The sequence below is a fragment of the Rothia nasimurium genome, from assembly GCF_928391935.1.
Classification (GTDB): Bacteria; Actinomycetota; Actinomycetes; order Actinomycetales; family Micrococcaceae; genus Rothia; species Rothia nasimurium_D.
In genome coordinates, this window is sequence record NZ_CAKMTD010000004.1 from 55,354 (window position 1) to 68,385 (window position 13,032).

Annotated in this window: 12 protein-coding genes; 11 read left to right on the forward strand and 1 reads right to left on the reverse strand. The window is 60.6% G+C overall.

What is annotated here, in order from left to right; all coding sequences use genetic code 11:
- The first annotated feature begins 565 nt into the window (after window positions 1-565).
- Window positions 566-1,681 (forward strand): CAP domain-containing protein, encoded by a 1,116-nt coding sequence (locus tag L7A15_RS05895; protein ID WP_237208604.1) that lies wholly within the window; start codon window positions 566-568, stop codon window positions 1,679-1,681.
- A 113-nt stretch (window positions 1,682-1,794) separates the two neighbouring features.
- On the opposite strand, the gene L7A15_RS05900 is transcribed toward L7A15_RS05895, so the two are convergent.
- Window positions 1,795-3,186, reverse strand: a complete 1,392-nt coding sequence (locus L7A15_RS05900) for a D-alanyl-D-alanine carboxypeptidase/D-alanyl-D-alanine-endopeptidase (RefSeq protein WP_237201853.1) — start codon at window positions 3,184-3,186, stop codon at window positions 1,795-1,797.
- Window positions 3,187-3,401: 215 nt separating this feature from the next.
- Between L7A15_RS05900 and ppa the strand changes: the two genes are divergently transcribed.
- The 10 genes from ppa (at window position 3,402) to L7A15_RS05950 (ending at window position 12,962) form a co-directional block, all read left to right on the forward strand.
- Window positions 3,402-3,902: an inorganic diphosphatase gene (gene ppa, locus L7A15_RS05905; protein WP_272878640.1), complete on the forward strand. Its 501-nt coding sequence runs from the start codon at window positions 3,402-3,404 to the stop codon at window positions 3,900-3,902.
- A gap of 411 nt (window positions 3,903-4,313) precedes the next feature.
- On the forward strand, window positions 4,314-5,459 hold the full coding sequence (locus L7A15_RS05910; RefSeq protein WP_237187776.1) for a zinc-dependent metalloprotease: 1,146 nt from the start codon (window positions 4,314-4,316) through the stop codon (window positions 5,457-5,459).
- Window positions 5,459-6,643, forward strand: a complete 1,185-nt coding sequence (tilS, locus tag L7A15_RS05915) for a tRNA lysidine(34) synthetase TilS (RefSeq protein ID WP_237208603.1) — start codon at window positions 5,459-5,461, stop codon at window positions 6,641-6,643. The genes L7A15_RS05910 and tilS overlap by 1 nt, the downstream gene beginning before the upstream one ends.
- Window positions 6,644-6,726: 83 nt before the next feature.
- Window positions 6,727-7,278, forward strand: a complete 552-nt coding sequence (gene hpt, locus L7A15_RS05920) for a hypoxanthine phosphoribosyltransferase (RefSeq protein ID WP_237187774.1) — start codon at window positions 6,727-6,729, stop codon at window positions 7,276-7,278.
- 304 nt (window positions 7,279-7,582) lie between these two features.
- Complete coding sequence (gene ftsH, locus L7A15_RS05925) at window positions 7,583-9,694, forward strand: ATP-dependent zinc metalloprotease FtsH (RefSeq protein ID WP_237208602.1); 2,112 nt, start codon at window positions 7,583-7,585, stop codon at window positions 9,692-9,694.
- Entirely contained in the window at window positions 9,694-10,260 is a 567-nt protein-coding gene (folE, locus tag L7A15_RS05930; protein WP_237208601.1) for a GTP cyclohydrolase I FolE, read from the forward strand. The genes ftsH and folE overlap by 1 nt, the downstream gene beginning before the upstream one ends.
- A 124-nt stretch (window positions 10,261-10,384) precedes the next feature.
- Window positions 10,385-11,314 (forward strand): dihydropteroate synthase, encoded by a 930-nt coding sequence (gene folP, locus L7A15_RS05935; protein ID WP_237208600.1) that lies wholly within the window; start codon window positions 10,385-10,387, stop codon window positions 11,312-11,314.
- A 220-nt stretch (window positions 11,315-11,534) separates the two neighbouring features.
- Entirely contained in the window at window positions 11,535-11,948 is a 414-nt protein-coding gene (gene folB, locus L7A15_RS05940; protein ID WP_237187770.1) for a dihydroneopterin aldolase, read from the forward strand.
- Entirely contained in the window at window positions 11,938-12,444 is a 507-nt protein-coding gene (gene folK / locus L7A15_RS05945) for a 2-amino-4-hydroxy-6-hydroxymethyldihydropteridine diphosphokinase (protein WP_237187769.1), read from the forward strand. The genes folB and folK overlap by 11 nt, the downstream gene beginning before the upstream one ends.
- Window positions 12,441-12,962 carry a DUF3180 domain-containing protein gene (locus tag L7A15_RS05950; protein ID WP_237208599.1) on the forward strand — a complete coding sequence of 174 codons (522 nt, stop codon included), beginning with the start codon at window positions 12,441-12,443 and terminating at the stop codon, window positions 12,960-12,962. Before folK ends, L7A15_RS05950 begins: the two co-directional genes overlap by 4 nt.
- Window positions 12,963-13,032 lie beyond the last annotated feature (70 nt).

Here is a 13,032-nt window from a genome sequence, read left to right on the forward strand (position 1 = left end):
CCCCGGAGGACTGCTCCGTACCAATCTTTGAAGTTGGGAACAAGTGTTCTAATAATATTCTAGTATATTAGAATATAACCCTAGAGTTTCTTGGTTGTTTTTCTTGTGGTTAACCCGCAATTAATAAAAAACCTGTGATGCACATCAAGCAATGCCCTCTGAATTTCCTGATGGGTAAATTAATTAAAGGCAGGTTGGGTGGGGGTCTCCCATGATGTGGGTCAGGTAGAGGGCTGGCCTGATGTTAACTGCCGTTATCCCATGTCAAAACCTGGCTTAAGGGCTGGGAAGGCTTGATTCTAGGCTCAGAAAGTGGTGGGTCTCCCAAAATTAATTTTTTATCATTTCCGGCTCATGAAAAATATTGAAAATAAAAATAAATATAGCTTTGGCAAGGTGGAACAGTTGAGCAGGGGTAATGATTGGCCTCATCTTAGTGGGTCCAAACCTTGTGACTTCCTCAAAAAAACTTTCAGAAAGTGTGGACATCAGGTCACGATTCTATAAAGTTATGTTCAGAAAAAATCTCGCATGAGAACTCTAGACTTAGATTCGGAGACCAAGAATGAAGAACCTTCTTGAAACTACACGAGCAGTTAAGCCTAATCGTCGCCAGGCAGCTGCCCTGACCCTCGCCGGTGTTGCCGCTGCAGGCGTCGCAACTTCAGCGAACGCTGCGTCCTCAGATATCCGCACCGTCTCTGCCGCCCAGCGTGCCGCAGACCAGCAGCGCCTGCTGGACCTCATCAACGCCTTCCGCGCCCAGAACGGTCTGAACCCCGTCCGCCACTCAGCCACCGTCGCCTCCGTCATGGAGATCGAGGCTATCCGCCAGTTCAACGCCGGATACTTCTCCCACGGCACCCAGTTCCTCTACAATTCCAAGGTCCAGGGCTACAGCTTCGTGCGTGAGGTTATCGCCCTTACCTACAACGACGACATCAGCCAGCTCCTGGCCTTCTGGAAGAGCTCACCTGCCCACCGCGCCGCCGTCCTGGCCCCCCAGGCTAACGTCATGGGTATCGGCCTCTGCTACGGCCACGGCACCAACCTGCCCTGGCGCATCCTCGGTAACGTCGGCATTTACCGTTACGATAACGGCCGCGGCCCCAACGACTACACCTCAAGCATCGTCGCCCCCCAGTCTTCTGCCCCGGTGCAGCAGGTTTCTGCGATTCCTATGAGCGGAAATATCGCCAGCCACTACCATGCCAATGGCGGCGAAGCCACCTTCGGCCTTCCCGCAACAGCCGAGTTCGGCTCCATCAACGGGGGACGTATCCAGAACTTCACCAAGGGACGCACTATCTACTGGTCACCGACTTTTGGCGCCCATAATGTTTACTGGCCGGGGGCTATTGGCGGTAAGTACGCGGCCAATCGTTTTGAATTCGGTTGGGGCTACCCCATGAATTCTGAACATCCCTACCTGGGGGGTATGCGTCAGGATTTCTCTAAGGATGGTTTTAAGATTTCCGTTTTCTGGACTGAAGCTACCGGTGCCCGTAGCCTGGTAGGCCATGGTGCGATCTACTACCGCTGGCATGACCTGGGCGGCCCCACTGTTCTGGGCTTCCCTGTGACTGATGAGGTTCGCGGCGAAGACGGTGTTACCCGTGTAACTTTCGCAAGCGGCATCACTATCAACTGGACTGAGGCCCGCGGCACCTGGGAGAGCTAGGCTCCCCTGAAGCTCTTGAACGCAAGCAAAGGCCCCGTATCCGAACTGCTCGGATGCGGGGCCTTTGCTGTGCCCGTGAGGGCAGGTAGGTGGCTACTGGCCCGGGGGCTGGTTTAGCCTGCGGTGAGTTCGGCTGCGAAGCGGTCGATGGTGTTTTTGGCGGCGTCTGTGTTGTTGAGGTCGTTCATGGTGACGGAGAAGATGAGGGTCTGGTTGCCGCTGGTTACTGTGTAGCCGGTGAGGGAGAGGACGGAGTTGAGGGTGCCGGTTTTGGCGCGGACGTAGCCGCGGCCGGCGGTTTCGTTGGCGTCGTTGAAGCGGTTGGGGAGGCCGAGGGTCCCGTTGTAGCCTGCGATGGGCAGGCCGGGGAGGGTGAGGCGTTCTATGGCGGTGCCGTGTGTGGCCCGTTGGGTGAGGGCGGTGAGTAGGGTGCTGGGTACCTTGTTGTTCATGGAGAGGCCGCTGAGGTCGACTTGGGTGTAGTCGGTGGGGAGTCCTTGCTCGGTGAGGACGGTGCGGATCTGGTTGATAGCGTCGGCGGTGGAGCCGTCGCCGCCGCGGGCTACGGAGAGGTTGCGGCCGAGTACTTCGGCAAGGGAGTTGTCGGATTCTTGCATCATGAGGGCGCTTTGTTCGGCCCAGGTGGCTGATTCGACGGCGGCAAGTTCGGTGCCGTGGGCGGGGGTGTCGAGGGCCTTGCCGGGGGTGAAGGTCAGGCCGGCTTCTGCTCCGAGGCGGTTGAGGGCGTCGATGAGGGTGCTGTGTACCTGGGCGGGGGCGTCGTCGGGGCGTGTTCCGCTGGCTCCGTTGCTGCCGGGAGTGTAGTGGGAGTAGAAGGCCAGGGGGGTGACGGCGCTCATGAAGCCGGAGGCGATGTCGTCTTCGTGCCATTCGGGGTTGAGGGCTGGGCCGGAGTAGATGGTGGTGTCAAGGTTCAGGGTAAAGTTTTGGGCGGTTTTGCCCTGTTCTTTGAGTGCGGTGATGGTGCGTTCGGCGAGGGTTTCAATTCCTGCCCGGCCCATGACGCGCGTGGGGTCGGACGGTCCTGGCACCAGCAGGGTGTCGCCGCCAGCGACTAGGGCGAGGGTGCCGTCCTCTGCTAACGTGACCTGGGTTGTGAAGCGGGTTTCGGGGGCGGTGACGACGCCGGCGTAGTGAACCAGCATTTTCATGTTGGAGGCCGGGGTGCGTTGGGCGTTGGCGTCTTGTTCGAAGATTAGGTGCCCGCTGTCAGCATCAATGACCTGGGCTGATACGGTGCCCTGGTTGAGGTCATTGAGCACCCCGCTTAGGCGTTCAGCTAGACCGGCAGTGTCAAGGGGGGTGGGGGTGTTTTGGCCTGTGGCCGGCTCTATCGGTGTTGCTGTGACGCCGGGGGCTACTGCTTCTGCTTCTAGCTTCTCTGCCTGTTGCCACTGGGGAAGGGCCCACGCTCCTGCCGCAAGGCAACCTATGGCAAGGGCGCCGGTGCTTAACCAGGCAAGGACGGGGCGGGTGGCAGCCATGAAACCTCCAGGTGGGTGAGCCGGCAGGCGGCGTCAAGGAATTATTTTTGGTCTTCACACCAGGGTATCGGGTGCGGGTGCGCTTCGGCGGAAGGGGGTCGGGGTGAGGCGTAATACGGGGGACACAAGCCCGCCTGCCCAGAAAAAGCTGTGAGACTGCCTGTTCTCAAGTAAACTAAGTTGCCGAACAGCCCGTTCAACCGACGGGTTTTACCATCAACCAGGAGGTTCCTTTGGAACTCGACGTCACTATTGAAATTAACCGTGGCTCACGCGTTAAGTACGAGATCGATCACGAAACCGGCCGCCTGCGCCTGGATCGCGTACTGTTCACTTCTATGCAGTACCCCACCGCTTACGGCTACTTTGAGGACACCCTGGGCGAAGACGGTGACCCGCTCGACGCCATGGTGATCCTGGACGTTGACGTTGTTCCCGGCGTCCTGGTTGAGGCCCGCCCCATTGGTGTCTTCCGCATGACTGATGAGGCTGGCGGCGACGATAAGGTCCTGTGTGTTCCCGCTGATAAGCGTTACGATCACATCCAGGATATTGCTGATGTTGCTGATCAGCTCAAGGAAGAGATCAAGCACTTCTTCGAGCGTTACAAGGACCTGGAGCCCGGCAAGTGGGTTAAGGGCGAGGGCTGGGAAGATAAGGCTTTCGCTGAGAAGCTGGTCGTTGAGGCGCAGGAGCGTTTCGCCCAGGCTCACTAGGATGACGTCCTGGTAGGGCCGGTATGGCTTTGAGGGCGGGGCAGGCGGCAGTAGCTGGCCTGCCCCTCCTTTGTAGGTGGGCGGCCGGGCCTATCCAGATGTATGGCCCATGGTAGCCTTTCAGGTGAGGCACGAACGGCATTGTTTCTGATGTGAGGGTCGTGTGAAATACTTTGAGAAGCTCCGGTTCTTGTGGGAACTGGAGCTTCTTTTTGTCTAAGGGGCTTGGCCTCACAGAGTTTGTTTTTCAGTGTATGCACTGGCGATAGATTTTGTACATGGATGGGGCGGAGAAAATACTGACGCTTAACTGTAGGTTCTTTAGAGTGGGAGGCTGGGCCTGGGGCCTGGCCTTTTTTGCTGGGTGGGGTGGACGGCGTCGTCCTGGCTGAGGCGGTAAAGTGGGCTTGTATGAGCCCCTCATCGTCTGTGCCCCTGAATTTTTCCTTAGCCCATAAGATTGCCGGTGTGTTGGCCCCGGCTGGGCCCCGCGCTGCGGCTGCCGCTAAGCGCCGGGCTGTGGAGGATATGCGGTATGCCGCCCTAGCTGCCGTCGACCATGTGCATGCCATTACGCAGCTGGCTGCAGCTGAGAACCTGCATGATTCTGAACTCTTGATTGTTGATCGGGCGACCTGGGTGAAGGCTAATACCCAGTCCTTTGAGGTGATGTTGGGCCCGATTGCTGAGGCTGTGCTGGGGCCCCGGATGAAGAAACTGTCCTCCACCGAACTGGCGGTCACGGAGCTTGGCGGGGCGGCAGAAATTGGGGGTGTGCTGGCTTTCCTGTCTACCCGCGTCCTGGGCCAGTATGACCCCTTTGCGGCCCTGGCTGGCCACGGGGCGTCCGGCGGCCGCCTGATGATCGTCGCCCCCAATCTTCTGGCCCTGGAGAAAGAACTTAACCTTGACCCGGCGGACTTCCGTCTCTGGGTGGCCCTGCATGAGCAGACCCACCGGGTGCAGTTCGCTGCGGCTCCCTGGCTGCGGGATTACCTGCTGGATCTTATCCAGGAGTTGGGCAAGGAACTGGGGGATACCAGCGAAAACCTGCCCGAAAGGATTGCTTCTGCCGCGACCGGCGCTGTTGCCGCCATGAAAAAGAAGGAGGCCCCGGGCGAGGGTGCAGCGGGGGCTGGGAGCAACCCTGGTGCTGCCCTGCTGCTGAGTGAGAAGGGCCGGGAGCTCATGGACCGGGTCACTGGCGTCATGAGCCTGCTGGAGGGCCACGCCAACGTGGTTATGGACGCCGTGGATGCAGATATCGTGCCTTCCGTTAAAACTATTCGTCGCCGTTTTGAACAGCGCGGCAGGAACCAGGGTTTCTTCCCCCGCTTTATGAGTAAGCTGCTGGGCATGGACGCCAAGATGGCCCAGTACAAGAACGGCCAGAAGTTCGTTCAGGCTGTGATTGACGAGGTGGGCATGGAGCGTTTCAACCGTATCTGGGAGGCCCCCGAGCACCTGCCGACTGTCGCTGAGATCCATGACCCTGCCCGCTGGGTTGAGCGGGTTATCGGCACCCCCGCCGCCCTGGCTGACCAGAAAGAGAGCTAATGCAGAACCAACGTAAGACCCGCCTGAACCCGGTGGTGGGGGCAGCCCGCCGCTCTGTTGCGGACGTCCTCGACCAGGTTTTTGGGGCGGGGACGGTTGCCCCGACCAGCGGTCAGGCCCAGCGGGGGGAGGGGGAGCGGCCCCTGATTCTGGCGGCTGTATCGGGTGGGCCTGATTCCCTGGCCTTGGCGGTTTTGTTGGCCCACTTTAATCGGCGTCAGGACGTCCGCGTGGGCGCGGTGGTGGTGGACCACCAGCTCCAGGACGGCTCGGCGCAGGTGGCGGATGAGACCGCCCAGGTCCTGCAGGGGCTGGGGCTCGCCCCGGTTCTGGTGCAGAAAGTAACTGTTGACGAGGGGAAAGAGGGCCCTGAGATGGCTGCCCGCACTGCCCGCTACGGGGCTTTTGCCAAGGCCCTGGCAGAGACGGGGGCCGACGCCGTGGCCCTGGGCCATACCCTCGATGACCAGGCTGAGACCGTCCTGCTGGGCCTGGCTCGCGGTTCAGGTACCCGTTCCTTGGCCGGTATGCCGGTGGAGCGGATCGAAAACCACCCGGCCGGGCCGGTTCGGGTGATCCGCCCTATGCTCGCCCTGCGCCGCACCGAGATCGAAGAAATCTGCGCCGACGCCGGCCTGACCCCCTGGCAGGATCCCACCAACACCGACCAGTCCCTCATGCGGGCCCGGGTACGGCACTCCATCCTGCCCTATCTTGAAGAGAAGCTGGGCGGGGACGTCGCCACCTCCCTGGCCCGCACCGCCACCATAGCCGGGGCCGACGCCGACTACCTTGCCGGGCAGGCCCAGGCTGCCCTGGCCTCCGTCCTGATCAGCGCGGACGAGCTGGCCCCGGCTGCCCCTGCCCTCGCAGCCAGTGTGGGGGTTCAGGACCTCACCGGAGCTATCCTCCTGGACAGGGCAACCCTCGCAGGCATGCACCCGGCCCTACGCACCCGCGTCCTGGCCCTAGCCCTGGAACAGGCCGGTGGAACCGCCTCCGGCTTCGAACGACTGGCTGCCCTCGATACCTTCATCTGTGACCACGGAACGGCAGGTCCCCTCCAGCTACCCGGCCATGTTTCTGCCTACCGCCGCCGTCCCGGAGCCACCCTCATGCGGGGGGCTCAAGCGATAAACCTCAAAAAAACCGGCCTCATCGTTTTACTCAGGCCCACCCCATAAACCATACTTAAGAGAGAACAAGCGCTCGCGCCCGTCTACAGGGCCTGGCGCCCAACCTTTCCTCCAGCAGAAAGCAAGCAAACGTGGACGCACTCGACGTACAGAACGACATTAAGCACGTCCTCTTCACCAAGGAAGAGATCGACGCCAAGATTAAGGAACTCGCAGCCCAGATCGACAAGGACTACGAGGGCCGCGACGTCCTGCTGGTCGGCGTCCTCAAGGGCGCTATCATGGTGGTCGCTGACCTCTCCCGTGCCCTCAAGGCCCACTACACCATGGACTGGATGGCGGTTTCTTCCTACGGTTCTGGCACTAAGTCTTCCGGTGTTGTCCGTATTCTCAAGGACCTCGACACCGATTTGACCGGCCGCGACGTACTCATCGTTGAAGACATCATTGACTCTGGCCTGACCCTCAAGTGGCTCCAGCAGAACCTGGTTTCCCGTGGTGCTAACTCGGTAGAAATCTGCACCCTGCTACGTAAGCCCAAGAGCGTCAAGACCGACGTTGAGGTCAAGTACGTTGGCTGGGACATCGAGCCTGAGTTTGTGGTTGGCTACGGCCTGGACTTCGCCGAGCGCTACCGTAACCTGGACTGCATCGTCACCCTGGCACCGCACGTCTACTCCTAAAGGTTTTGCCTGAGGGCTTATCCAAGAGACGAGGTTTTTGGCCTCGTCTCTTGTGCTTTAAGGACGCCCCGGGGGCAGGCGGTAGCGGGGTGGGCAGGACGGGCGGCGGGTAGCTCCCTTACTCAGCGCAGGTATCCCGGAGGGTCTAGCCCTTTAGCCCAGAGGTGAAACCTATCCCTCATGGAGCATTCACCCAGTTTCTTTGGGTACATTAGATAGGTCTAGGCTTCGTGCACCCTTTTTGGGGTTGGGGTCTAGAGAATTATGGCGGGGAGGCTCCCCGCCCCGTCATTGTGTGGAAGGCATGCCTGTGCAGAAAACGGATAAGACACCCGAACCTCAGCAGAAAAAGGGGTTCTTCGGCAAGCTCATTTCGGGGCCCTGGTTCTGGGTCCTGTTGGCTGTGCTGATTGCTGTGCCCATGCTGTTTGCTAACTCCTTGGCTGCTTCCACCCGGGTTGATACCAACGTCGGTATCGGCCTGTTGAATGACCAGAAGGTTGTCAGCGCCAAGATTTACGACGGCGAGCAGCGGGTTGAGCTGGAGCTGAAGGACGATTACGTCACTTCGGCCGGTGAAAACAAGGGCAAGAATGTGAGCTTCTTCTACGTTGCCCCGCGCGCCGTTGATGTCGTGGACGCCATGGATGCTGCTGAGCTGGAGTCTTTCACTGACCAGCCGGTACGCACCAACTGGTTCACCTCCATGCTGTCCTTTATGCTGCCTTTGATTATTCTGGTGGCGATTTTCTGGTTCATGATGAGCCGGATGGGCGGCGGCAGCTCCCAGATTATGAACTTCTCTAAGTCTCGGGCTAAGAAGTTCAACAAGGACAACCCCACCGTCCGTTTTGCTGATGTGGCCGGTGTTGATGAGGCCCTGGCTGAGCTCGAAGAAGTACGCGAGTTCCTGGCTGAGCCTGAGAAGTTCACCCGCCTGGGCGCTAAAATCCCCAAGGGTGTGCTGCTCTACGGCCCTCCCGGTACCGGTAAGACCCTGTTGGCCAAGGCGGTAGCCGGTGAGGCGGGCGTCCCCTTCTACTCGATTTCAGGTTCTGACTTCGTTGAAATGTTCGTGGGCGTGGGTGCTTCCCGCGTGCGTGACCTCTTCAAGGAGGCCAAGTCCAACAAGGCCGCCATTATTTTCGTGGACGAAATTGACGCCGTTGGCCGCCAGCGCGGCGTCGGCATGGGCGGCGGTAACGATGAACGCGAGCAGACCCTCAACCAGTTGCTGGTTGAGATGGACGGCTTCGACGGCACCTCCAACATCATTGTCATTGCGGCAACCAACCGCCCCGACGTCCTCGACCCGGCCCTGCTGCGTCCTGGCCGTTTCGACCGCCAGGTGGGTGTGGACGCCCCCGACCTCAAGGGCCGCCAGCGGATTCTTGAGGTTCATGCTACCGGTAAGCCCATTGACCGCCGCGTTGATTTGGCCTCCGTTGCCAAGCGTACCCCCGGTTTTACCGGTGCTGACCTGGCCAACGTCATGAACGAAGCTGCCCTGCTGACCGCCCGCGACGGCGGTAACGTCATTGATGAACGCGCCATCGATGAGGCTATTGACCGCGTCATGGCTGGCCCCCAGCGCTCTTCCCGCATTATGAGTGAGCACGAGCGTAAGGTCACCGCCTACCATGAGGGCGGCCACGCCCTGGTGGCTGCTGCCCTGCGTAACTCTGCCCCGGTTACTAAAATTACGATTCTGCCGCGTGGCCGGGCCCTGGGCTACACCATGGTCATGCCCCAGGACGATAAGTACTCCACCACCCGCAATGAGCTCCTTGACCAGATGGCTTACGCCATGGGTGGCCGGGCCGCTGAGGAAATCGTCTTCCACGATCCCTCAACCGGTGCCTCTAACGATATTCAGAAGGCAACCGATACCGCCCGCAAGATGGTGACCGAGTATGGTATGAGCGCCAAGGTTGGCTCCGTGCGCCTGGTAGCTAAGGAATCAGACCCCTTCCTGGGTGGTGGTGCCGGTGGCGGCAACCAGCATTCAGATTCCCTGGCCTACATTGTGGACCAGGAGATCCACGACCTGCTGGCTATGGCCCATGACGAGGCCCACGAGATTCTCACCGAGAACCGCGATATTCTGGACGCCCTGGCCTACGCCCTGCTAGAGCGGGAAACCCTGCTCGAAAACGAGATTGCAGAGATTTTCGCTAACGTGCGTAAGCGCCCGGAGCGGGCCCAGTGGCTCTCTAAGGAGAACCGCCTGGTTTCTGACCTTCCCCCGGTGCTTGCCCCCAGCGAGAAGCAGGCTGAGGCAGCTGAGCCGGTTGCTCCTGCTGAGCCCCTCGTCCAGCAGCCCACTGTTGATCCCATGGATTCCGGTAACCCCCACCCGGGTGCCGCAGGCCCCGCAGGTAACCCCGATATTGACCCCTTGGGAGGGCCCCGCTAATGGCTGTTGACCAAGCCCGTATTGAGGCTGCCGTCCGGGAAATCCTGCTGGCTATCGGTGAGGACCCTGACCGCGATGGCCTGCTAGAGACTCCGGCCCGCGTAGCCCGGGCCTATGACGAAATGTTTGCTGGCCTTAGCATGGATGCTGCCGATATCTTGGGGACCACCTTTGATATCGACCACTCTGAGCTGGTGCTGGTCAAGGACATCCCCTTCTATTCCACCTGTGAGCACCACCTGGTGCCCTTCTACGGGCACGCCCATATCGGCTACATTCCCGGTGGCGACGGCAAAGTTACCGGCCTGTCCAAGCTGGCCCGGCTGGTGGATGTCTACGCTAAGCGTCCCCAGGTGCAGGAGCGTCTGACCACCCAGGTGATTGAAGCTCTTGAAGAGCACCTGCAGCCTACCGGCGCGATTGTGGTGATTCAGGCTGAGCACATGTGCATGTCGATGCGCGGGGTGCGGAAGCCCGGGGCCAAGACGGTGACGAGTGCCGTCCGCGGGGCCCTGCGCGACCCTGCCACCCGGGCTGAGGCCATGAGCCTGATCAACGCCTCCTGATCCCCCCAAGGGGACCTGATTTTCAAAAAGGACCGCATAGTATGCGGTCCTTTTTAGGTTTTGCGCTCCCCTTGGCTAAGGCGGGAGAGGTGGGGGAGTGGCCTAAAGCTGTTAGCCTGGGAGCATGACTCTTCCTCACGCTCACGGTTCTTTTTCCCAGCTACCGGCAGACCGCACCCTGATTATGGGTATTCTCAATGTCACCCCTGATTCTTTCTCAGATGGGGGCTTGTATCAGGACGCTGCGGCGGCAGTTGCCCACGCCAGGGAGCTGGTGGCCCAGGGGGCTGACATTATTGATGTGGGTGGGGAATCCACCCGCTCCGGCGCTACCCGTGTGTCGCTGGCTGAGGAGCAGCGCCGCGTCCTGCCCGTTATCGAAGCCTTAGCCGCCGAGAATATCGTCATGTCGGTCGATACCCTCAACCCTGAAACTGCCCGCGCGGCTGTGGCCGCCGGTGCCCAGATTATCAACGATGTGGCCGGTATGAGTCTGCGGGATGACATGGTTGAGACCGTCGCTGAGCTGGGTGTTCCCTATATTCTTATGCATTCTCGGGGTACCTCCCTGACTATGGATTCCCAGGCTGTGTATGCCGATGTTGCCGGTGAGGTCTTCCGGGAGTTGTTTGCCCTGCGGGAGCGGTTGCTGGCTGGGGGCGTGGCGCCTGAGCAGATTATTCTGGATCCCGGCCCGGGCTTTGCCAAGCAGGGGGAGCAGAACTGGCAGATTTTGGCCGGGGTAAGGTCCTTGGCCGCCGAGGGGCACCGGGTGCTGGTTGCTGGGTCACGGAAGCGGTTTATTGCCCAGCTTTTGCGGGAGCAGGACGCTGCAGCCCGGGGGGTTGCCTGGGAGCAGGTAGAGGAGCGTCCGGCTAGGGGACGGGACGTGGCTAGCGCGGCCCTGTCGCTGATGGCGGCCCAGGCTGGGGCTTGGGCTGTGCGCGTCCATGATGTAAGGGCTACTGCTGACGCCCTGGCGGTGCAGGGCGCCTGGCTGGCGCATGAGCAGGGGCGTTCACCGAAGGTCACTGACCGGCCGGTCAGGAGCTGAAACAGACCCGTCATAAAAGAAAAAGTTGCTGTGACTTTAAGCTCCTGAAAGGACGGCGGGGAGGGGCCTGGGGGCGAAAAATTACCGCAAGAACACGGTAAGTAACCTGTTAGACATGCCTAAGACCACAGCCAGCTAAGGGTGGGGAATGCCCAAAACCCGAGGATAATGGCAACAAACCACAGGCCCTGCGGTCCTCTCTCAACGGTGAAAGGTAACTATGCCCGCGACAAACCCCGCCCACGTCATACCCGGCGACTACGCACGCGCTGACCGCATCACCCTCACCGGCGTCGGTAGCGTGGGCTACCACGGCGTCCTCGAATCTGAAAAACAAACCGGCCAGCCCTTCTTTGTGGACGTCACCATGTTCACCGACTTCACCCGGGCCGCCGAAACCGACAATGTGGCCCATACCGTCAACTATGCAGAAGTTGCTGAAGTTATCAGGGAAATCATCACCGGTGAATCCCTTGACCTGATCGAAACCCTGGCCGAGCGTATAGCGGCGGCAATCCTGAGCCGTTTCCCCCTCCTGGCGGTGGAACTGACCGTCCATAAACCCAAGGCCCCCATCGAGGTGACGTTCGCAGACGTCTCCGTCACTATCTTTAGGGAGAAGCATGCCCGTTAAAGCAATCCTGGCCCTCGGCTCCAACCTGGGGAGTAGCGAGGACACCCTGATCCGGGCTATCGCTGATATCTGCGCCCACGAAAAAATTGCGGTCACAAATATCTCCCCTATTGCTATCACCGCCCCGGTGGGTGGGCCTGCTGGGCAGCCGGACTACACCAATATGGTCGTTGAAATCGAAACCTCTCTCAGCCCCTTCACCCTGCTGGCCTACACCCAGGCCATTGAAACCAAGCATCACCGCACCCGGGAGGTCCGTTGGGGCCCCCGAACCCTGGACATCGACATCATCGATATCGCCAATCTTGAAATGGATGACCCCGACCTCACCCTGCCCCACCCCCGCGCCGCCGAGCGGGCTTTCGTCCTAGAGCCCTGGGCCCGTATGGACCCCTCGGCCCTCCTGCTGGGGCATTCTGTTCGCCAGCTGGCCGACGACGCGGCTGACGCCGGTGGGATCCGGGAGTTCCACCCCGCCCCGGTGGTGTGCGTATGAGTCTCAGAAACCGGGCCCTGGCCCTAATATTTGGGGTGGGTGTCGCCACCGGAGCCCTGCTCAACCTGGTGAGCGTTCAGGCAGGTGGCCCAGAGCTTTCCCTTCCCAGTCTGACCCTGCTCGGCGCCTTGGTGCTTTCCGCTCTGGCCCTCTACTTTGCTAGGCAGGTCGCCCGATTTAGCCGGGTTGAGACTCGGGCTGACGCAGGTTCCATGAACCCCCTGCTGGCTGCCCGGGTTGCTGTTTTCGCTCAGGCCCTGGCCCTGACCGGGGCCCTGATTGCTGGCTGGCAGCTTGCCCTGGTGGTCTACCAGGTGGGGCTCCTGGCCTCCCGCTCGACCATGGCCCCCCTGATTGAGAGCCTGCTGGCCCTCACCGGCGGGGTGGTCATGCTGGTTGCTGGGATTCTGGCTGAGAACTGGTGCAAGATTCCTCCCGGGGACGAGGACGGCGGTGGGGGCGTAGGCCAGGCCGCCCCGCAGCCCGGGCCTCTTGCCCGTAAAACGGATGCTTCATAGGGCATATCTAAGGTGATAGAGCTCCGGTCTTCCTGCGAGGCCGGAGTTTTCTATGTCACAATGGAAGTAG

What these genes read in the sequence shown, in the direction of transcription:
- folE (WP_237208601.1), top strand. Translation starts at nt 9,694, where the DNA reads ATGGCTGTTGACCAAGCCCGTATTGAGGCTGCCGTCCGGGAAATCCTG.
- L7A15_RS05910 (WP_237187776.1), top strand. Translation starts at nt 4,314, where the DNA reads ATGAGCCCCTCATCGTCTGTGCCCCTGAATTTTTCCTTAGCCCATAAG.
- tilS (WP_237208603.1), top strand. Translation starts at nt 5,459, where the DNA reads ATGCAGAACCAACGTAAGACCCGCCTGAACCCGGTGGTGGGGGCAGCC.
- folP (WP_237208600.1), top strand. Translation starts at nt 10,385, where the DNA reads ATGACTCTTCCTCACGCTCACGGTTCTTTTTCCCAGCTACCGGCAGAC.
- L7A15_RS05895 (WP_237208604.1), top strand. Translation starts at nt 566, where the DNA reads ATGAAGAACCTTCTTGAAACTACACGAGCAGTTAAGCCTAATCGTCGC.
- folK (WP_237187769.1), top strand. Translation starts at nt 11,938, where the DNA reads ATGCCCGTTAAAGCAATCCTGGCCCTCGGCTCCAACCTGGGGAGTAGC.
- L7A15_RS05950 (WP_237208599.1), top strand. Translation starts at nt 12,441, where the DNA reads ATGAGTCTCAGAAACCGGGCCCTGGCCCTAATATTTGGGGTGGGTGTC.
- ftsH (WP_237208602.1), top strand. Translation starts at nt 7,583, where the DNA reads ATGCCTGTGCAGAAAACGGATAAGACACCCGAACCTCAGCAGAAAAAG.
- folB (WP_237187770.1), top strand. Translation starts at nt 11,535, where the DNA reads ATGCCCGCGACAAACCCCGCCCACGTCATACCCGGCGACTACGCACGC.
- L7A15_RS05900 (WP_237201853.1), bottom strand. Translation starts at nt 3,186, where the DNA reads ATGGCTGCCACCCGCCCCGTCCTTGCCTGGTTAAGCACCGGCGCCCTT.